The following is an 18,272-nucleotide window of genomic DNA, read 5'->3' as shown; positions in this document are numbered from 1 at the left end:
TTTATTTATATTATGCACGGTCAGAGGGTGAGGATTAAATGGATAATATTGATAATAAGTATAATCCACAGCTATGTAAAATTTTTTTGGCTATATCGGATTTGATTTTTTTTAATTTAGCCTTATGGTTTTCATTAGGATGTGTCTATTTTATTTTTGATCAAGTACAGCGATTTATTCCTCAAGACCAATTAGATACAAGAGTTATTACGCATTTTATTTTGTCAGTAGTATGTGTCGGTTGGTTTTGGATTCGTTTGCGACATTATACATACCGCAAGCCATTTTGGTATGAGTTAAAAGAAATTTTTCGTACGATCGTTATTTTTGCTATATTTGATTTGGCTCTGATAGCGTTTACAAAATGGCAGTTTTCACGCTATGTCTGGGTGTTTTGTTGGACTTTTGCCCTAATCCTGGTGCCTTTTTTTCGCGCACTTACAAAGCATTTATTGAACAAGCTAGGTATCTGGAAGAAAAAAACTATCATCCTGGGGAGCAGACAGAATGCTCGTGGTGCATATTCTGCGCTGCAAAGTGAGGAGATGATGGGGTTTGATGTTATCGCTTTTTTTGATACGGATGCGTCAGATGCTGAAATAAATATGTTGCCGGTGATAAAGGATACTGAGATTATTTGGGATTTAAATCGTACAGGTGATGTCCATTATATCCTTGCTTATGAATACACCGAGTTGGAGAAAACACATTTTTGGCTACGTGAACTTTCAAAACATCATTGTCGTTCTGTTACTGTAGTCCCCTCGTTTAGAGGATTGCCATTATATAATACTGATATGTCTTTTATCTTTAGCCATGAAGTTATGTTATTAAGGATACAAAATAACTTGGCTAAAAGGTCGTCCCGTTTTCTCAAACGGACATTTGATATTGTTTGTTCAATAATGATTCTTATAATTGCATCACCACTTATGATTTATCTGTGGTATAAAGTTACTCGAGATGGTGGTCCGGCTATTTATGGTCACCAGCGAGTAGGTCGGCATGGAAAACTTTTTCCATGCTACAAATTTCGTTCTATGGTTATGAATTCTCAAGAGGTACTAAAAGAACTTTTGGCTAACGATCCTATTGCCAGGGCTGAATGGGAGAAAGATTTTAAACTGAAAAATGATCCTCGAATCACAGCTGTAGGTCGATTTATACGTAAAACTAGCCTTGATGAGTTGCCACAACTTTTTAATGTACTAAAAGGTGATATGAGCCTGGTTGGACCACGACCTATCGTTTCGGATGAACTGGAGCGTTATTGTGATGATGTTGATTATTATTTGATGGCAAAGCCGGGCATGACAGGTCTATGGCAAGTGAGTGGGCGTAATGATGTTGATTATGACACTCGTGTTTATTTTGATTCCTGGTATGTTAAAAACTGGACGCTTTGGAATGATATTGCCATTCTGTTTAAAACAGCGAAAGTTGTTTTGCGGCGAGATGGTGCGTATTAAGCTTACCGAGAAGTACTGAATAATAATTGTATAAAATAGCCTGCGTAAAATCTGAACGCATCAATCGCTACCTTAATATCATACCTTTGAGTTAACATACTATTCACCTTTAACCTGCCATGACCGTTTGTGGCAGGGTTTCCACACCTGACAGGAGTATGTAATGTCCAAGCAACAGATCGGCGTCGTCGGTATGGCAGTGATGGGGCGCAACCTCGCGCTCAACATCGAAAGCCGTGGTTATACCGTCTCCGTTTTCAACCGCTCCCGTGAAAAGACCGAAGAAGTGATTGCCGAGAATCCCGGCAAAAAGCTGGTGCCTTATTACACGGTGAAAGAGTTTGTTGAATCCCTCGAAACGCCTCGTCGTATCCTGTTAATGGTGAAAGCGGGCGCAGGTACTGATGCAGCTATCGATTCGCTGAAACCGTATCTGGAAAAAGGCGATATCATTATTGATGGCGGTAACACCTTCTTCCAGGACACAATCCGTCGCAATCGTGAGCTGTCTGCGGAAGGTTTTAACTTTATCGGTACCGGTGTTTCCGGTGGTGAAGAGGGCGCGCTGAAAGGGCCATCTATCATGCCTGGCGGTCAGAAAGATGCCTATGAACTGGTGGCGCCGATCCTGACGAAGATTGCTGCTGTGGCGGAAGATGGCGAACCGTGCGTGACCTATATCGGCGCCGATGGTGCGGGTCACTACGTCAAGATGGTCCACAATGGTATTGAATATGGCGATATGCAGCTTATCGCTGAAGCTTACTCCCTGCTGAAAGGCGGCCTGAACCTCAGCAATGAAGAGTTGGCGAACACTTTTACTGAGTGGAATAACGGCGAGCTGAGCAGTTATCTGATCGACATCACTAAAGACATCTTCACTAAAAAAGATGAAGACGGAAACTACCTGGTGGATGTCATTCTTGATGAAGCCGCCAACAAAGGGACCGGTAAATGGACCAGCCAGAGCGCGCTGGATCTGGGCGAACCGCTGTTGCTGATTACCGAATCCGTCTTTGCGCGTGACATCTCTTCGTTGAAAGCGCAACGTGTTGCCGCATCTAAAGTGCTCTCCGGGCCGAAAGCGCAGCCGGCAGGCGACAAAGCTGAATTTATCGAGAAAGTGCGTCGCGCGCTGTATCTTGGCAAGATCGTCTCCTATGCGCAGGGCTTCTCGCAGCTACGCGCCGCGTCTGATGAATATCACTGGGATCTCAACTACGGCGAGATTGCTAAGATTTTCCGTGCGGGCTGTATCATTCGCGCTCAGTTCCTGCAGAAAATCACCGATGCTTACGCAGAAAACGCTGGTATTGCCAATTTGCTGTTAGCGCCTTACTTCAAGAAAATTGCTGATGAGTACCAGCAGGCGCTGCGTGATGTTGTGGCTTACGCGGTGCAGAACGGCATTCCGGTGCCGACATTCTCTGCGGCAGTGGCCTACTATGACAGCTATCGCGCCGCAGTACTGCCAGCTAACTTAATTCAGGCGCAGCGTGACTACTTTGGTGCGCACACCTATAAACGTACTGATAAAGAAGGTGTTTTCCATACCGAATGGTTGGAATAATTTCTGCAAAATGTTTAAGCCCGGTTTAATGCCGGGCTTTTTTTTATCTCTATTCTTATTGATTTATCGCTTTTACTTAATATTAACTTAATAATCTGTGTTTATCGTAATGAAGATAATCTGAATTGTTTTCGTCTGCGTTGCACTTTATATACTCAGGCGTTAAAACTTTAATATCTTATCAGGATGCGAAATACATCATGATTCATAATTAAGTTAATTCTGAGAGCGAATAATGAAAATCACGATATCCGGGACGGGGTATGTTGGCTTGTCTAATGGTTTGCTTATTGCACAACATCATGATGTGGTGGCGTTAGACATTGTTCCTTCCCGTGTTGAACTGTTAAATGATCGGATATCTCCGATTGTTGATAAAGAAATTCAGCAATTTTTAAAGGAAGATAACATCAGATTCAGGGCAACGCTGGATAAGTTTGATGCGTACCAGAATGCAGATTACGTCATCATTGCTACGCCTACGGATTACGATCCCAAAACCAACTATTTTAATACGTCCAGTGTGGAATCGGTCATTCAGGATGTGAGCAGCATCAACCCCGCAGCCGTGATGATTATTAAGTCTACGGTGCCGGTTGGCTTCACGGCGGCAATGCGTCAGAAGTTTGCGACAGAAAATATCATTTTCTCTCCGGAGTTTTTACGTGAAGGTAAAGCCCTTTACGATAACCTTTATCCCTCCCGTATCGTGATTGGGGAACAGTCTGAGCGCGCCAGAGAATTTGCCGCATTACTCCAGGAAGGCGCTATTAAACAGGAGATTCCAACGCTGTTTACGGACTCCACTGAGGCGGAAGCTATTAAACTTTTCGCCAATACTTATCTCGCTATGCGAGTCGCTTATTTTAATGAATTAGACAGCTATGCTGAAACGTTAGGATTAAATACCCGACAAATTATTGAAGGGGTGTGCCTCGACCCGCGTATTGGCAATCATTATAATAATCCCTCTTTTGGTTATGGCGGATATTGTTTGCCAAAAGATACCAAACAGTTGCTGGCCAATTATCAGTCGGTGCCTAATAATATTATCTCCGCTATCGTTGAAGCAAACCGTACGCGTAAAGATTTTATTGCCGACGCTATCCTCGCCAGAAAGCCTAAAGTGGTGGGCATTTATCGCCTGATTATGAAGAGTGGCTCCGATAACTTCCGCGCCTCATCGATTCAGGGGATTATGAAGCGCATTAAAGCGAAAGGCGTAGAGGTCATCATCTATGAGCCGGTAATGGAAGAAGATACTTTCTTTAACTCACGTCTTGAACGTGATTTGCACTGCTTTAAACAGCAGGCGGATGTCATTATTTCCAACAGGATGGCGGCAGAGCTTTTGGATGTTGCTGAAAAAGTGTATACCCGCGATCTTTTCGGTAGTGATTAATAAGGCAATCGGGGCTGATGAGTCCCGATGATTTATTGACCATATGGAAATAATGTCTGATTTTTATCATTAATCCTATGGCATATATTTGCTTTATGACTACACTGTCTCCAGCTTCATCCTTTTTTTAGTTAGGGTATCTATGACAGTGGATAGTAATACGTCTTCCGGGCGTGGGAACGATCCGGAACAGATTGATTTGATTGAGTTATTGCTACAGTTATGGCGTGGGAAGATGACCATTATTGTAGCCGTTATTATCGCCATTTTGCTGGCCGTAGGCTACCTGATGATAGCCAAAGAAAAATGGACATCCACGGCGATTATTACCCAACCTGATGCCGCGCAGGTTGCCACCTATACCAACGCGCTCAACGTCTTGTATGGCGGGAATGCCCCCAAAATCTCTGAAGTGCAGGCGAATTTTATAAGCCGCTTTAGTTCTGCGTTTTCCGCATTATCGGAAGCGCTGGATAATCAGAAAGAGCGGGAAAAGCTCACCATTGAACAGTCGGTAAAGGGGCAGACGCTGCCGCTCTCGGTTTCTTATGTGAGCACTACCGCTGAAGGGGCGCAGCGTCGGCTGGCGGAATATATCCAACAGGTGGATGAAGAGGTCGCTAAGGAACTGGAAGTTGACCTGAAAGATAACATCACGCTGCAAACCAAAACGTTGCAGGAGTCCCTTGAGACGCAGGAAGTTGTGGCGCAGGAGCAAAAAGATCTGCGTATTAAGCAAATCGAAGAAGCGTTGCGCTATGCGGATGAGGCCAAAATCACGCAGCCGCAGATTCAGCAAACCCAGGATGTTACCCAGGACACGATGTTCCTGCTGGGGAGCGATGCGCTAAAATCGATGATACAGAACGAAGCGACGCGTCCACTGGTCTTTTCTCCGGCCTATTACCAGACGAAGCAGACACTGCTGGACATTAAAAATCTGAAAGTGACTGCCGATACGGTGCACGTCTATCGTTATGTGATGAAGCCGACGCTGCCGGTCCGTCGCGATAGCCCGAAAAAAGCCATTACCCTCGTGCTGGCTGTGTTGCTGGGCGGGATGATCGGCGCCGGGATTGTGCTGGGGCGCAATGCGCTACGTAGCTATAAGCCAAAAGCCTTGTAAGCTTCTTTGCCGGATGGCGGCACAAGTGCCTTATCCGGCTACGAAAGGTAAAATTTCTCACTAAAAAACCGGGCATTGCCTGGTTTTTTTTACGCTTATTGATGACGCTTACGAAGATTGTCGATCACGGTGGTGAGGTTGAGATCCTGATCCTGCAACAGCACCAGCAGGTGGTACATCAAATCAGACGCTTCATTGGTTAATTCAAAACGATCATTGACGGTGGCCGCCAGCGCGGTTTCTACACCTTCTTCGCCAACTTTTTGTGCAATACGTTTAGTACCGCTGGCGTACAGTTTCGCCGTGTAAGAGCTGGCCGGATCGGCGGTTTTGCGCTCTGCCAGTAGCTGCTCCAGTTGATACAGGAATAACCATTGATGGCTGGCGTCGCCAAAGCAGCTGCTGGTACCTTTGTGGCAGGTCGGCCCGACAGGGTTTGCCAGCACCAGCAGTGTATCGTTGTCGCAATCTGGCGCAATGCTGACGACATTCAGCACATGGCCTGAGGTTTCGCCTTTGGTCCATAAACGCTGTTTCGTGCGTGAGAAGAACGTGACATGGCCGGATTCAATGGTTTTGTCCAGCGCTTGTTGGTTCATATAGCCCAGCATCAATACTTCGCCGGATACCGCATGTTGCACGATGGCTGGCATCAGGCCATCGGTTTTTTCCCAGTCCAGCTCGCGGCGTTGTTGCTCTGTTAACATATCCTGATCTCCACGCCCTGGCCTGCTAGGTACGCTTTTAATTCGCCAATATTGATGATTTGCTTGTGAAAAACGGAGGCGGCAAGCGCGCCGTCGACATCGGCATCACGGAATGCCTCAAGGAAGTGTTCCATCGTGCCCGCGCCGCCGGAGGCGATCAGCGGCACGCGGCAAACGTCACGGACTTTTTTCAACTGCGTCAGATCGTAACCGTTACGCACGCCGTCCTGGTTCATCATATTCAGGACGATTTCCCCCGCGCCGCGCTGTTGTACCTCTTGCACCCAGTCCAGCGTCTCCCACTGCGTCACGCGGGTACGGTTTTCATTGCCGGTATACTGGTTAACATGGTATTTCCCCGTGGCGTCGTCAAACCAGGTATCAATCCCGACGACAATACACTGTACGCCAAAACGGTCAGCCAGACGGGTAATCAGCGTTGGGTCAGCCAGCGCCGGGGAGTTGATAGAGATCTTATCCGCCCCGAAAGAAAGAATTTTGGCGGCGTCGTCAATTGACCGGATACCGCCCGCTACACAAAACGGAATGTCGATCACCTCGGCAACGCGCGCCACCCAGCTTTTATCGACTACGCGACCATCGCTGGAGGCGGTAATGTCATAGAACACCAGTTCGTCCGCGCCTTCGTCGGCATAGCGTTTGGCCAGCGGAACGATATCGCCAATGATCTCATGGTTGCGAAACTGTACGCCTTTCACCACCTGACCATCACGAACATCCAGACACGGAATTATACGTTTTGCCAGCATTGGATGGCCTCCTTAACGGTAAATTTCCCTTCTAACAGAGCGCGTCCGACAATCACGCCGCGCACGCCGGTGCCGCGCAGGGCGGCAATATCATCGATATTGCCAATACCGCCGGAGGATTGAAAGGCGATCTGCGGATATCTGGCGCATACCTCTTCATACAGCGACACGTTAGAGCCCGCCAGCGTGCCGTCGCGAGAAATATCGGTACACAGTACATGTTTCAGACCGACGGGGAGATAGGTCTCCACCAGTTGTTCCAGCGAGACGCCGGAATTTTCCTGCCAGCCGCTAACCGCCACCTGCTTGTTGCCGTGTTCGTCTATGAGAACGTCCAGCGCCAGTACCAGCGCCTGCGCGCCAAAACGTTCAAACCAGCCTTTCACCACGTCAGGGGATTTCACCGCCGTTGAACCGATGACCACACGGGCAACGCCAGCTTTCAGTAATGCCGCAACGTCTTCTTCGGTACGCACGCCGCCGCCGACCTGAACAGGCACGTTCACGCCCGCGACCAGGGTTTTAATCAGCGGTATCTGTCGCTTAGCCGGATCTTTAGCGCCGGTCAGATCTACCAGATGCAGCAACCCGGCGCCCTGGGCGGCGTAATCCTGCAAACGGGGCAGGGGATCGTTACCGTAATCCCGCTGCCGGGCGTAGTCGCCCTGGTGGAGACGCACCACGGTGCCGTCAATTAAATCTAATGCCGGAATAATCATTACATCTCCAGGAAGTTTTTCAGCAACTGTGCGCCCGCCGCGCCCGAACGTTCCGGATGGAACTGTACGCCGAAGAAATTATCTTTCTGTACCGCCGCGGTAAACGGCTCGCCGTAATTGCACTGGGCGATAGTCCACGGGTTGACCGGCATCGCGTAGCTGTGAACAAAGTAAAAATAGGCGCCATCTTCAATGCCCTGAAACAGCCGGTTGCCCGCCTGCGGATACACGCGATTCCAGCCCATGTGCGGCAGCGGCAGACCAAAGTCGGTCATTTTCGGCACGTCTTGTTCGATAATGTTCAGCAGATCCACGCCGCGCGTCTCTTCGCTGCGACGACCCAGCAGTTGCATCCCTAAGCAGATACCCAGTACCGGCTGAGTACACGCTTTAATTAAGTCGATCAGTTCACGTTCGCGCAGTTGATCCATAGCGGCCTGCGCCGTGCCGACGCCGGGCAGAAAGAGTTTGTCAGCGCGTAATACGATTTCCGCTTCGCGGCTGACCACCGGGGTGTAACCGTGGCGCGCCACGGCGGATTTTACCGAGCTTAAATTGGCGCAGCCGGTGTCAAGGATGACGACGTTCATCACAGCACTCCTTTCGAGGACGGTAATGTATCGCCCTCCACGCGAATAGCCTGGCGTAGCGTCCGACCAAAGGCTTTAAACAAACTTTCGACACGGTGGTGATCGTTTTTACCTTTAGTCTTGAGATGCAGAGTGACGCCCATCGTGTAAGAGAGTGAGCGGAAAAAGTGTTCAATCATCTCTGTGCTCAAATCGCCCACACGCTGGTAGGTAAATTCAGCTTTATATTCCAGATGCGGACGACCGGAAATATCCAGCGCGCAGCGCGCCAGACATTCATCCATCGGTAGTACAAAGCCAAAACGGCAGATACCGCGCTTGTCGCCGAGTGCCAGTTTTAATGCCTCACCGAGCGCCAGTCCGGTATCTTCTACCGTGTGGTGATCGTCGATATAGAGATCACCCTTAACGGTAATCTCCATGCGAAAGCCGCCGTGGGTGGCGATTTGATCGAGCATATGGTCAAAGAAGCCGACGCCGGTATTAATCTTGCTGTTGCCTTCGCGATCCAGCCAGACGCTGACATCAATCTGTGTTTCTTTGGTGTTGCGGACCACATGCGCATAACGATCGCGTTTCGTTAGCTGTTCGCCAATCATCGTCCAGTTCAGCGTTTCACGGTGATAGCGTAAACCAGTAATGCCCATATTATCAGCGAGCTGGATATCGGTCGCACGATCGCCAATCACATAGCTGTTAGCGCTATCCATCGCTTGTTCCGCAAGATAACGCTCCACCAGCTTCACTTTGGGCTTGCGGCAGTCGCAATCGTCTGCGGGCAGGTGAGGGCAGATCAGCACCTCATCAAAGCATACGCCCTGAGAGGTGAAAATCTGCATCATCAGGTTGTGCGGTCCGTCGAAGTCCGCCTGCGGGAAGCTTTGCGTGCCAAGTCCATCCTGGTTAGTGATCATCACCAGCTTAAAACCGGCTTTTTGCAGCTTCAGCAATACGGGAATCACCTCTGGCTCAAAGGCCAGTTTATCAAAGCGGTCTACCTGAAAATCGCTTGGCGGTTCGGAAATCAAGGTTCCGTCCCGGTCGATGAAAAGATACTTCTGACTCATACTGGCTCCGCACGTAAGGCGTCAATGACGCGCTGGTTTTCCTGGCGGGTGCCGACCGTAATCCGCAGGCAGCCGCTTAAAGAAGGTTGTTTATTCTGATCGCGTAAGATAATGCCCTGATCCCATAAGGATTTAAACACGCTGCTGGAGGCGGTAAACCGCGCCAGAATATAGTTGGTTTCAGAGTCAAAGACGTGTTCTACGCAGGCGGTCTGTTGCAGGGCATTCACCAGATACTGACGTTCCTGCACTGTCTGCGCCACGCGATCGCGCATTGCGTTTATTCCCTGCGGACTCAGCGCCTGGGCGGCGATATCCGCCACTGGCGTAGAAAGCGGATAAGGGGCGATCACTTTTAACAGCAGGTTGATCACCTCTTCATTAGCCAGCGTAAAGCCGCAGCGCAGACCCGCCAGCGCAAAAGCTTTCGACAATGTGCGCAGCATAACCAGATGAGGATATTCAACCAGCCAGCCTGTCAGCGTGGCCTGTGGGCAAAACTCAATATAAGCTTCGTCGGCGACGACTATCGCTTTACCGCGTGTCAACTCCAGCAGCGTGCGCAGATCCTGCGGGTTGATAAGTTGCCCGGTGGGGTTATTGGGGCTACAAACGAATACCACTTTTGTGCCGTCAAGGTTGTCGGAAATCCCCTGTAGATCCAGCTGCCAGTTTTCAAGCGCGGGAACCGTCCGGCGCTCTACGCCAATGGTTTCGGCGCTGACGCTGTACATACCGTAAGTGGGCGGACAGTAGAGAATGGCGTCTTTCCCCGGTTCACAGAAGGCGCGGATCACCAGCTCGATCCCTTCATCCGCGCCGCGGCTGACCAGCACCTGCTCCGGCTTTACGCCAGCATATTGCGCGTAGTTTTCAATCACGGCCTTTGGCTGGCATTCCGGGTAGCGGTTAAGCGTTTGTTGGGTGAGCTGAAACTCCACCGCTGTCGGGAATTCATTCGCGTTCAGCCAGACATCGCCGTTACCGCCCAGACGGCGGGCGGACTGATACGGTACCAGGTTGCGGACATTTTCACGGGCTAAGTCAGCGATGCTGAGAGTATTTTCAGTGCTCATGCTTGCTCCTTGAGGGCGTTTACGCGCAGGGTCACGGCATTTTTATGGGCGGTCAGACGTTCTGCCGCCGCCAATGTTTCAATGGTTGATGCCAGAGCGGAAAAGCCCGCTTTCGACAGTTCCTGAACGGTCATCCGTTTCTGGAAATCCGCTAACCCAAGGCTGGAACAGGTAGCAGTATAGCCATAGGTCGGTAAGACATGGTTGGTTCCGGAAGCGTAATCACCGGCGGATTCCGGCGACCAGTCGCCGAGAAATACCGAGCCTGCGCTGGTAATCGCATCCACCAAATCGCGCGCATTGCGCGTCTGGATGATTAAGTGTTCCGGCCCATACTGATTAGAGATGGCGACGCACTGCGCTAAATCTTTGGTCACAATCAGACGACTGGCGCTCAGGGCCTGCCGGGCGGTGTCCGCGCGCGGCAGTTCTGCAAGTTGACGTTCTACCGCCTCCGCCACCTTGCGGGCAATGTCAGCATCAGGCGTCAGCAGGATCACCTGCGAATCCGGACCGTGTTCTGCCTGGGAGAGCAGGTCAGAAGCGACGAAATCCGGTGTTGCGCCGCTGTCGGCGATCACCAGCACTTCAGACGGCCCGGCAGGCATATCGATAGCCGCGCCGTCGAGGCGCTGGCTGACCTGACGCTTGGCTTCGGTTACAAAGGCGTTGCCGGGGCCAAAAATTTTATCCACTTTCGGTACGGACTCGCTGCCGAAGGCCAGAGCGGCAATCGCCTGCGCGCCGCCGACGTTAAAGATTTCCTGCACGCCACACAGTTGCGCCGCATAGAGGATTTCATCAGCGATGAGCGGTGGCGAGCACAGAACCACGTTCTGGCATCCTGCAATGCGCGCCGGCGTCGCCAGCATCAGCACCGTTGAGAAGAGCGGAGCCGAGCCGCCGGGAATATACAGACCGACAGACGCGACGGGACGCGTAACCTGCTGGCAACGCACGCCTGGCTGGGTTTCCACATCTACAGGCGGTAGCGTCTGCGCGGAATGGAACGTTTCAATATTTTTGACGGCAGCGGCCATCGCCTGTTTTAATTCGTCGGTCAGACGCGCGCCGGCGGCGGCGATCTCTTCAGGGGTGACGCGTAGCGCTGTCACTTCTGTTTTATCAAATTTAGCGCTGTATTCACGCAGGGCATCGTCACCGCGCGTTTTTACATTATCCAGAATATCGCTGACCGTCCGGGTAATACTGTCAGAGGCGGAAATCGCCGGACGCGTCAGCAGCGCACGCTGCTGTTCAGGGCTACAGCTGTTCCAGTCAATCAGGGTATTGAAACTCATGGTCTTTACTCCATCACAGGGTTCCGCCTTATCTGGCCTACAGAACCCAAAATATCAACGCATTACGTAGGCCTGATAAGCGCAGCGCCATCAGGCGTCAGATCACTCCATCATCTTCTCGATCGGCAGTACCAGAATCGAGCTGGCGCCAAGCGCTTTCAGTTTCTCCATGGTTTCCCAGAACAGCGTTTCGCTGCTGACCATGTGCATCGCCACGCGCTGTTGCTCGCCCGCCAGCGGCAGAATTGTCGGCCTTTCAGCGCCTGGCAGCAGGGCGATAACCTCTTCCAGGCGTTCACTTGGCGCGTGCATCATGATGTATTTCGATTCGCGCGCCTGAATCACGCCCTGAATACGGGTCAGCAATTTATCGATCAGCTGCTGCTTGCTCTGTGCCATCTCACCGTCGCGCTGAATCAGACAGGCTTTAGAGCGGTAGATAACTTCGACTTCACGCAGGCCGTTAGCTTCAAGCGTCGCGCCGGTAGAGACCAAATCGCAGATAGCGTCGGCCAGCCCCGCGCGCGGCGCGACTTCGACAGAACCATTTAACAGACACGATTTAAAAGAGACGCCTTTCTGGTCGAGGTAGCGTTTGAGGAGGTGCGGATAAGAGGTAGCGATACGTTTACCGTCCAGCGCCGCCGGGCCGTCCCAGGCTTCGTCAACCGGCGTTGCCAGTGATAAACGGCAGCCGCCGAAGTCAAGACGGCGCAGGGTTAAATAGCGTGGATCTTCGCCCTGCGCGCGGCGGTTGAGTAGCTCTTCTTCCAGCACGTTTTCGCCGATAATGCCGAGATCGACCACGCCATCCATCACCAGACCCGGAATGTCATCATCACGCACGCGCAGGATATCAATCGGCATGTTTTCCGCCATCGCAATCAGGCGCTGAGTGTGTAAATTAATTTTTATGCCGCAGCGGGCCAGCAATTCTCGTGAATCATCGCTTAAACGGCCTGATTTCTGAATAGCTATGCGTAAGCGGGTGTTGTCTAACATTCTGCGTTCCTCTTTATCCTGTCTGAACCGGTCTGTATCGCGCGCCAAAAAAAAGCCCCCGGAAGATGATCTTCCGGGGGCTTTCTCATGCGTTCATGCACCACTGGAAGATCTGAATGTCTTCCAGCACACATCGCCTGAAAGACTAGTCAGGATGATGGTGATGATGGTGGTGTTTAAATTGAACGCGTGTCATAAAAATTCCGATGAATGCTTATTCATTTGATACCTTTTAACCTAAACCACTTTTACGCCTTAAAGCAAGCGCTTTTTTCATTTCGCATTTATAGTATGAATTGTCAGTCACGGCGGGCTGGCGTAGCCTTATGTATAAGGCGTTAAAGTCAGGAGAAAATGGATGAAAAAGGTCGCAATTGTCGGTTTAGGTTGGTTAGGCATGCCGCTGGCAATGTCGCTGGCAGCGAGAGGCTGGCAGGTTACCGGCAGCAAAACCACCCTTGACGGGGTGGAAGCGGCCCGTATGAGTGGAATTGAAAGCTATCCGCTGCGTCTGGAGCCGGAGCTGGTCTGTGAGGCGGACGATCTTGACGCTCTGCTGGATGTCGATGCGCTGGTGATAACACTGCCCGCGCGCCGTAGCGGTCCAGGAGAGGATTTTTATCTGCAGGCGATGCAGGAGCTGGTCGACAGCGCGCTGGCTTATCGTATCCCGCGTATTATTTTTACCAGTTCGACGTCTGTTTACGGCGATGCGCAAGGCGTGGTGAAAGAGAATACGCCGCGTAATCCGGTCACGGCCAGCGGGCGTACCCTGAAGGAACTGGAAGATTGGCTGCATAATCTGCCGGGCACGTCAGTAGATATTCTGCGGCTGGCGGGGTTGGTCGGGCCTGGACGCCATCCCGGTCGTTTCTTTGCCGGAAAAACCGCGCCGGATGGTCAACACGGGGTCAATCTGGTGCATCTTGAAGACGTGGTTGGCGCAATTACCCTCTTGCTACAGGCGCCAAAAGGGGGGCACATCTATAATATATGTGCGCCGGCGCATCCAGCCCGCAACGTGTTTTATCCGCAAATGACGCGCTTGCTGGGAATGGCGCCGCCGCATTTTCGTGACGCACCGGACAACGGCAAAGGGAAGATTATCGACGGTAGCCGGATTTGTAATGAGCTGGGATTTGAATATCAATATCCCGATCCGCTGGTGATGCCGATGGAGTGAGTCGCTGTCCAGCAGGTGGTCGCCATATAGCGCAAGGGGACGAGTATGAAACCACTGCTGGACGTTCTGATTATTCTTGATGCGTTAGAAAAAGAAGGCAGCTTCGCGGCGGCGTCGGCAAAATTATTTAAAACGCCGTCCGCCCTCAGTTATACCGTTCATAAGCTGGAAAACGATCTTAATATCCAACTGCTCGACCGTAGCGGGCATCGCGCACGATTTACGCGAACCGGTAAGATGCTACTGGAAAAAGGCCGTGAAGTGCTGCACACCGTTCGCGAGCTGGAAAAGCAGGCGATTAAACTGCATGAAGGCTGGGAGAACGAACTGGTCATCGGTGTGGATGATACCTTTCCCTTTTCTCTTCTGGCCCCGCTTATCGACGCTTTTTATCAACGCCACAGCGTGACGCGCCTTAAATTTGTCAATGGCGTTCTCGGCGGTTCATGGGAGACGCTGACGCAGGGAAGGGCGGATATTATTGTTGGCGCCATGCGCGCGCCGCCGCCTGACACCGGCTTTGGCTTTGCAAGACTGGGCGATCTTGAACTGGTGTTTGCTGTCGCTCCACATCATCCGCTGGTTCATGAAGAGGAACCGCTTAGCCGCCAGACGATCAAACGTTTTCGCGCGATTGTGGTTGGCGATAGCGTCCATTCCTCGCGATCAATAGGGTCTGAACTGCTCGACGCTCAGGAAGCGATTACCGTGTTTGATTTTAAAACCAAGCTGGAGCTGCAAATTAGCGGCCTGGGATGCGGCTATTTACCGCGTTATCTGGCGCAGCGATTTTTGGAAAGCGGCGCGCTTATAGAGAAGAAAGTTGTGGCGCAAATCGTCTATGAACCGGTGTGGGTTGGCTGGAATGAACAGACCGCCGGGCTGGCCAGCGGCTGGTGGCGGGATGAAATTTTAGCAAATAATGCTATTGCTGGGGTGTATGCAAAATCGCCGGTTTAAAAATCAATCGCTTATGAAAAATAATTTTTTGAACGCGCTCGCATTCTCTTGTCATTTCACTTCAATTTAGGGCAGAATACGCCGCTTGCAAAAAATGACACTAACCGACGTTTTAATACGCGTCGGTTATTTTTTTGCTTCAAACACATCATTCAATACCAAGAGGCCGGGCTTCGTACCGGATAGATACTTACTTAAAAATCGACAGTTGTTGTCGCTGAGGAATCCAGAAAATGGGGCAATTTTTTGCTTACGCGACGGCATTCGCCGTAAAGGAGAATGACCATGTCGCATAACGTTACTCCAAACACCTCTCGCGTGGAATTACGTAAAACGCTTATGTTAGTTCCGGTTGTAATGATGGGTCTTGCCTATATGCAGCCGATGACGCTGTTCGATACATTTGGTATCGTTTCAGGCCTCACTGACGGTCACGTACCGACGGCGTATGCATTCGCGTTAATCGCGATTCTGTTTACGGCGTTGAGCTACGGGAAACTGGTGCGTCGCTATCCTTCCGCGGGTTCGGCGTACACCTATGCCCAGAAATCCATCAGCCCGACCGTTGGCTTTATGGTGGGTTGGTCTTCTCTGCTCGATTATCTGTTCGCGCCGATGATCAACATTCTGTTGGCGAAAATTTATTTTGAAGCGCTGGTGCCCTCCATTCCGTCATGGGTGTTTGTCGTGGCGCTGGTGGCCTTTATGACGGCCTTTAACCTGCGCAGCCTCAAATCGGTCGCTAACTTCAACACCGTGATTGTAGTGCTACAGGTGGTGCTGATTGCGGTCATTCTGGGCATGGTGGTTTATGGCGTATTTGAAGGCGAAGGCGCCGGTACGCTGGCGAGCACCCGTCCGTTCTGGTCCGGCGATGCGCACGTTATCCCGATGATTACGGGAGCGACGATCCTGTGCTTCTCCTTTACCGGCTTTGACGGCATCAGTAACCTGTCGGAAGAGACCAAAGATGCTGAGCGCGTGATCCCGCGTGCGATTTTTCTGACCGCGCTGATTGGCGGCCTGATCTTCATCTTTGCAACCTATTTCCTGCAATTGTACTTCCCGGATATCTCTCGCTTTAAAGATCCGGATGCGTCTCAGCCGGAAATCATGCTGTACGTGGCGGGTAAAACCTTCCAGGTGGGCGCGCTGATCTTCTCTACTATCACCGTACTGGCTTCCGGTATGGCGGCGCATGCAGGCGTAGCGCGCCTGATGTACGTAATGGGGCGCGACGGCGTATTCCCGAAAAGCTTCTTCGGTTACGTTCATCCGAAATGGCGTACGCCAGCGATGAACATCATCCTGGTCGGGGCGATCGCGCTGCTGGCGATTAATTTTGACCTGGTGATGGCGACGGCGCTGATTAACTTTGGTGCGCTGGTCGCGTTTACCTTTGTTAACCTGTCGGTGATTTCGCAGTTCTGGATCCGTGAGAAGCGTAATAAAACGTTGAAAGATCACTTCCAGTATCTGTTCCTGCCCATGTGCGGCGCGCTCACGGTTGGTGCGTTGTGGGTTAACCTGGAAGAGAGCTCAATGGTACTGGGCCTGATCTGGGCGGGTATCGGGCTGATTTATCTGGCGTGCGTAACTAAAAGCTTCCGCAACCCGGTTCCACAGTACGAAGACGTCGCGTAATCGCGCGTATTATCGGCAATAGTAAAACCGGAGGCAGTGCCTCCGGTTTTTTGTTTGTCATCCAGCATGTTTACCGGATGGCGGCGTCACTCTTTATCCGCTCTGGATTAACAATGCTCGTCAGGCATTGGTCAATTACACAATCTCAGTTGCGTACTGCCACAGTGATTTCAGCAACCCCAGCTTCGTTTTATCTTCCGCATACTGCTGAGAAAGCATCTGCAATTCATTGGCATATTGTTGTAAAAACTCCGGCGTCAGCACCTGACGGCGATGCTCTAGCCAGCGCTGCTGCTCTGCGTCATCCAGCGTACCGGGAAAATTGCGTGCGCGGTAATTAAACAGCAGCTTCTCAATGCGCTTATCGACAAAGGTAATGTCCAGCGCGGGCAGGTTACGTGGCTCGGTTTCGAGTACGATTTTCATGGCTGCGCGATCGGCATCGCTGAAAAAACCATCATAGAGCTGGGCATCAACGTTATCCGAGGCGGCAAAAGGTTCGGCTTCGGCGAAAATCGCCACCACTTTGTCGCGAACCTGCGGGTTTTCACGCAACACTTTCAGGTTATCCAGGCAATGCTGGCGGTTAATTCCCAGCCGGTCGGCATCCTCCGGGCGCAAGGTATTCGCCTGCGCCAGTACCGGACATTTATTGATATGCACCAGCTTTACCGGCACTGCGGCGTGATCGCCAAGATCGGCTTTGGCCGTATAAAGCCGCTCGCGAAGGGTGTCGCTGTCCAGCTCAAGAAGAGGAGAAATATCGCCTGCTAAATCGACCATGATCACCGCGTTACGGTTTTCAGGATGCCACGCCAGCGGCGCGACCCAGCTTGTATTACCGCGCCACGCGCCAAACATGCCGGAGACATGCACCAGCGGCTTCATTTGCGGGACGTCAATCAGCGCCGCCAGTTTATGTTTACTGCGGTGGCTATAAAGATAATCAAACAGCCGCGGCTGGCGTGTTTTCACCAGTTGCGCCATCGCAATAGTGGCGTAGACATCCGCCATCGCATCATGCGCGTTGCTGTGTTCGATCCCGTTCGCCTGGGTTAAATGTTCCAGACGAAAGCTGGGCAGGCCGTCGTCGTTTTCCGGCCAGTTAATTCCCTCCGGGCGCAGCGCATAACAGGCGCGCATGACATCCAATAGATCCCAACGTGAATTATCATGCTGCCAGCTCCAGGCATAGGGATCGTAAAAGTTGCGATAAAAAATATTGCGCGTGACTTCATCATCAAAACGCACATTGTTGTAGCCCACAACGCAGGTTTTAGGAACGGTAAACAGCGCATGAATGCGTCTGGCGAAAGCGGCTTCGTTTTCTCCTTTCTCACGCGCTTCCTGCGGCGTGATGCCGGTAATCAGCACCGCGCCGGGCTGCGGTAGATAATCATCGGCGGGTTTGCAATAAAACACCTCCGGCTCGCCGATAACGTTGAAGTCGTTATCCGTACGGAGCGCGGCGAATTGCGCAGGTCTGTCGAGGGCCGGATGCGTACCGAAGGTTTCGTAATCGTGGAAGAGGAATGTGCTCTGTATGCTGTCGTTTTTAACTGTCACTTGATGTACACGCCTGATGTTATCTGTATATGAAATATTTTATTCTTTTATTTTGTCGTTGATTGATTGTATTTGTACACCAATTGATATTGTTGCTAATGTTCGTACATGCGATGGTGA

Annotated in this window: 18 protein-coding genes and 1 other annotated feature; of the genes, 8 read left to right on the top strand and 10 right to left on the bottom strand. The window is 51.2% G+C overall.

Translation table 11 applies throughout. The features are described 5' to 3' along the window. Window positions 1-38 precede the first annotated feature (38 nt). From ACFK9X_RS15065 to wzzB, 4 genes are all read left to right on the top strand, one after another. Complete coding sequence (locus ACFK9X_RS15065; RefSeq protein WP_151116888.1) at window positions 39-1,469, top strand: undecaprenyl-phosphate galactose phosphotransferase; 1,431 nt, start codon at window positions 39-41, stop codon at window positions 1,467-1,469. Window positions 1,470-1,632: 163 nt separating this feature from the next. Beyond that, entirely contained in the window at window positions 1,633-3,039 is a 1,407-nt protein-coding gene (gndA, locus tag ACFK9X_RS15060) for an NADP-dependent phosphogluconate dehydrogenase (RefSeq protein WP_151116886.1), read from the top strand. Window positions 3,040-3,274: 235 nt separating this feature from the next. Then, window positions 3,275-4,441 carry a UDP-glucose 6-dehydrogenase gene (gene ugd, locus ACFK9X_RS15055; RefSeq protein WP_151116884.1) on the top strand — a complete coding sequence of 389 codons (1,167 nt, stop codon included), beginning with the start codon at window positions 3,275-3,277 and terminating at the stop codon, window positions 4,439-4,441. Window positions 4,442-4,583: 142 nt separating this feature from the next. Continuing rightward, window positions 4,584-5,567, top strand: a complete 984-nt coding sequence (gene wzzB, locus ACFK9X_RS15050; RefSeq protein ID WP_023207309.1) for an LPS O-antigen chain length determinant protein WzzB — start codon at window positions 4,584-4,586, stop codon at window positions 5,565-5,567. 95 nt (window positions 5,568-5,662) lie between these two features. Here the strand turns inward: wzzB and hisIE are convergent, their stop codons facing one another. From hisIE to hisL, 9 genes are all read right to left on the bottom strand, one after another. Then, window positions 5,663-6,274, bottom strand: a complete 612-nt coding sequence (gene hisIE, locus ACFK9X_RS15045; protein WP_000954852.1) for a bifunctional phosphoribosyl-AMP cyclohydrolase/phosphoribosyl-ATP diphosphatase HisIE — start codon at window positions 6,272-6,274, stop codon at window positions 5,663-5,665. Then, the gene (gene hisF, locus ACFK9X_RS15040) at window positions 6,268-7,044 is read right to left on the bottom strand and encodes an imidazole glycerol phosphate synthase subunit HisF (RefSeq protein ID WP_000880128.1); all 777 of its coding nucleotides are present in this window, start codon (window positions 7,042-7,044) and stop codon (window positions 6,268-6,270) included. The genes hisIE and hisF overlap by 7 nt, the downstream gene beginning before the upstream one ends. Further along, entirely contained in the window at window positions 7,026-7,763 is a 738-nt protein-coding gene (gene hisA / locus ACFK9X_RS15035) for a 1-(5-phosphoribosyl)-5-[(5-phosphoribosylamino)methylideneamino]imidazole-4-carboxamide isomerase (RefSeq protein WP_151116882.1), read from the bottom strand. The genes hisF and hisA overlap by 19 nt, the downstream gene beginning before the upstream one ends. Beyond that, window positions 7,763-8,353, bottom strand: a complete 591-nt coding sequence (hisH, locus tag ACFK9X_RS15030; RefSeq protein WP_001103591.1) for an imidazole glycerol phosphate synthase subunit HisH — start codon at window positions 8,351-8,353, stop codon at window positions 7,763-7,765. Before hisH ends, hisA begins: the two co-directional genes overlap by 1 nt. Continuing rightward, entirely contained in the window at window positions 8,353-9,420 is a 1,068-nt protein-coding gene (hisB, locus tag ACFK9X_RS15025) for a bifunctional histidinol-phosphatase/imidazoleglycerol-phosphate dehydratase HisB (protein WP_000080044.1), read from the bottom strand. The genes hisH and hisB overlap by 1 nt, the downstream gene beginning before the upstream one ends. Then, window positions 9,417-10,496 (bottom strand): histidinol-phosphate transaminase, encoded by a 1,080-nt coding sequence (hisC, locus tag ACFK9X_RS15020; protein WP_151116880.1) that lies wholly within the window; start codon window positions 10,494-10,496, stop codon window positions 9,417-9,419. Before hisC ends, hisB begins: the two co-directional genes overlap by 4 nt. Next, window positions 10,493-11,797, bottom strand: a complete 1,305-nt coding sequence (gene hisD / locus ACFK9X_RS15015; protein WP_151116878.1) for a histidinol dehydrogenase — start codon at window positions 11,795-11,797, stop codon at window positions 10,493-10,495. The genes hisC and hisD overlap by 4 nt, the downstream gene beginning before the upstream one ends. Window positions 11,798-11,899: 102 nt before the next feature. Then, on the bottom strand, window positions 11,900-12,799 hold the full coding sequence (gene hisG / locus ACFK9X_RS15010; protein WP_000886604.1) for an ATP phosphoribosyltransferase: 900 nt from the start codon (window positions 12,797-12,799) through the stop codon (window positions 11,900-11,902). Between the two features lie 46 nt (window positions 12,800-12,845). Beyond that, window positions 12,846-12,969 (bottom strand) — a sequence feature (His leader region). Beyond that, window positions 12,945-12,995, bottom strand: a complete 51-nt coding sequence (hisL, locus tag ACFK9X_RS15005) for a his operon leader peptide (RefSeq protein ID WP_001364200.1) — start codon at window positions 12,993-12,995, stop codon at window positions 12,945-12,947. Its footprint overlaps the feature before it by 25 nt. 162 nt (window positions 12,996-13,157) lie before the next feature. Between hisL and ACFK9X_RS15000 the strand changes: the two genes are divergently transcribed. The 4 genes from ACFK9X_RS15000 to plaP all read left to right on the top strand — a co-directional run bounded on the left by ACFK9X_RS15000 (window position 13,158) and on the right by plaP (window position 16,586). Continuing rightward, window positions 13,158-13,982, top strand: a complete 825-nt coding sequence (locus ACFK9X_RS15000; protein WP_000754712.1) for an SDR family oxidoreductase — start codon at window positions 13,158-13,160, stop codon at window positions 13,980-13,982. Between the two features lie 45 nt (window positions 13,983-14,027). Next, window positions 14,028-14,942 (top strand): LysR family transcriptional regulator, encoded by a 915-nt coding sequence (locus tag ACFK9X_RS14995; RefSeq protein WP_000803316.1) that lies wholly within the window; start codon window positions 14,028-14,030, stop codon window positions 14,940-14,942. Between the two features lie 233 nt (window positions 14,943-15,175). Next, complete coding sequence (yoeI, locus tag ACFK9X_RS14990) at window positions 15,176-15,238, top strand: membrane protein YoeI (protein WP_096335044.1); 63 nt, start codon at window positions 15,176-15,178, stop codon at window positions 15,236-15,238. Further along, on the top strand, window positions 15,228-16,586 hold the full coding sequence (gene plaP, locus ACFK9X_RS14985) for a putrescine/proton symporter PlaP (protein WP_151116876.1): 1,359 nt from the start codon (window positions 15,228-15,230) through the stop codon (window positions 16,584-16,586). Before yoeI ends, plaP begins: the two co-directional genes overlap by 11 nt. Before the next feature lie 135 nt (window positions 16,587-16,721). Here the strand turns inward: plaP and sbcB are convergent, their stop codons facing one another. Continuing rightward, entirely contained in the window at window positions 16,722-18,152 is a 1,431-nt protein-coding gene (gene sbcB / locus ACFK9X_RS14980) for an exodeoxyribonuclease I (RefSeq protein ID WP_000216699.1), read from the bottom strand. Window positions 18,153-18,272 lie beyond the last annotated feature (120 nt).

Source organism: Salmonella sp. WC3 (genome assembly GCF_042932255.1).
GTDB classification, from domain to species: domain Bacteria; phylum Pseudomonadota; class Gammaproteobacteria; order Enterobacterales; family Enterobacteriaceae; genus Salmonella; species Salmonella enterica.
Note: the sequence above shows the minus strand (reverse complement) of the source record. Positions and strands in the feature narration are given on the sequence as shown.

What these genes read in the sequence shown, in the direction of transcription:
- ACFK9X_RS15065 (WP_151116888.1), top strand. Translation starts at nt 39, where the DNA reads ATGGATAATATTGATAATAAGTATAATCCACAGCTATGTAAAATTTTT.
- gndA (WP_151116886.1), top strand. Translation starts at nt 1,633, where the DNA reads ATGTCCAAGCAACAGATCGGCGTCGTCGGTATGGCAGTGATGGGGCGC.
- ugd (WP_151116884.1), top strand. Translation starts at nt 3,275, where the DNA reads ATGAAAATCACGATATCCGGGACGGGGTATGTTGGCTTGTCTAATGGT.
- wzzB (WP_023207309.1), top strand. Translation starts at nt 4,584, where the DNA reads ATGACAGTGGATAGTAATACGTCTTCCGGGCGTGGGAACGATCCGGAA.
- hisIE (WP_000954852.1), bottom strand. Translation starts at nt 6,274, where the DNA reads ATGTTAACAGAGCAACAACGCCGCGAGCTGGACTGGGAAAAAACCGAT.
- hisF (WP_000880128.1), bottom strand. Translation starts at nt 7,044, where the DNA reads ATGCTGGCAAAACGTATAATTCCGTGTCTGGATGTTCGTGATGGTCAG.
- hisA (WP_151116882.1), bottom strand. Translation starts at nt 7,763, where the DNA reads ATGATTATTCCGGCATTAGATTTAATTGACGGCACCGTGGTGCGTCTC.
- hisH (WP_001103591.1), bottom strand. Translation starts at nt 8,353, where the DNA reads ATGAACGTCGTCATCCTTGACACCGGCTGCGCCAATTTAAGCTCGGTA.
- hisB (WP_000080044.1), bottom strand. Translation starts at nt 9,420, where the DNA reads ATGAGTCAGAAGTATCTTTTCATCGACCGGGACGGAACCTTGATTTCC.
- hisC (WP_151116880.1), bottom strand. Translation starts at nt 10,496, where the DNA reads ATGAGCACTGAAAATACTCTCAGCATCGCTGACTTAGCCCGTGAAAAT.
- hisD (WP_151116878.1), bottom strand. Translation starts at nt 11,797, where the DNA reads ATGAGTTTCAATACCCTGATTGACTGGAACAGCTGTAGCCCTGAACAG.
- hisG (WP_000886604.1), bottom strand. Translation starts at nt 12,799, where the DNA reads ATGTTAGACAACACCCGCTTACGCATAGCTATTCAGAAATCAGGCCGT.
- ACFK9X_RS15000 (WP_000754712.1), top strand. Translation starts at nt 13,158, where the DNA reads ATGAAAAAGGTCGCAATTGTCGGTTTAGGTTGGTTAGGCATGCCGCTG.
- ACFK9X_RS14995 (WP_000803316.1), top strand. Translation starts at nt 14,028, where the DNA reads ATGAAACCACTGCTGGACGTTCTGATTATTCTTGATGCGTTAGAAAAA.
- plaP (WP_151116876.1), top strand. Translation starts at nt 15,228, where the DNA reads ATGTCGCATAACGTTACTCCAAACACCTCTCGCGTGGAATTACGTAAA.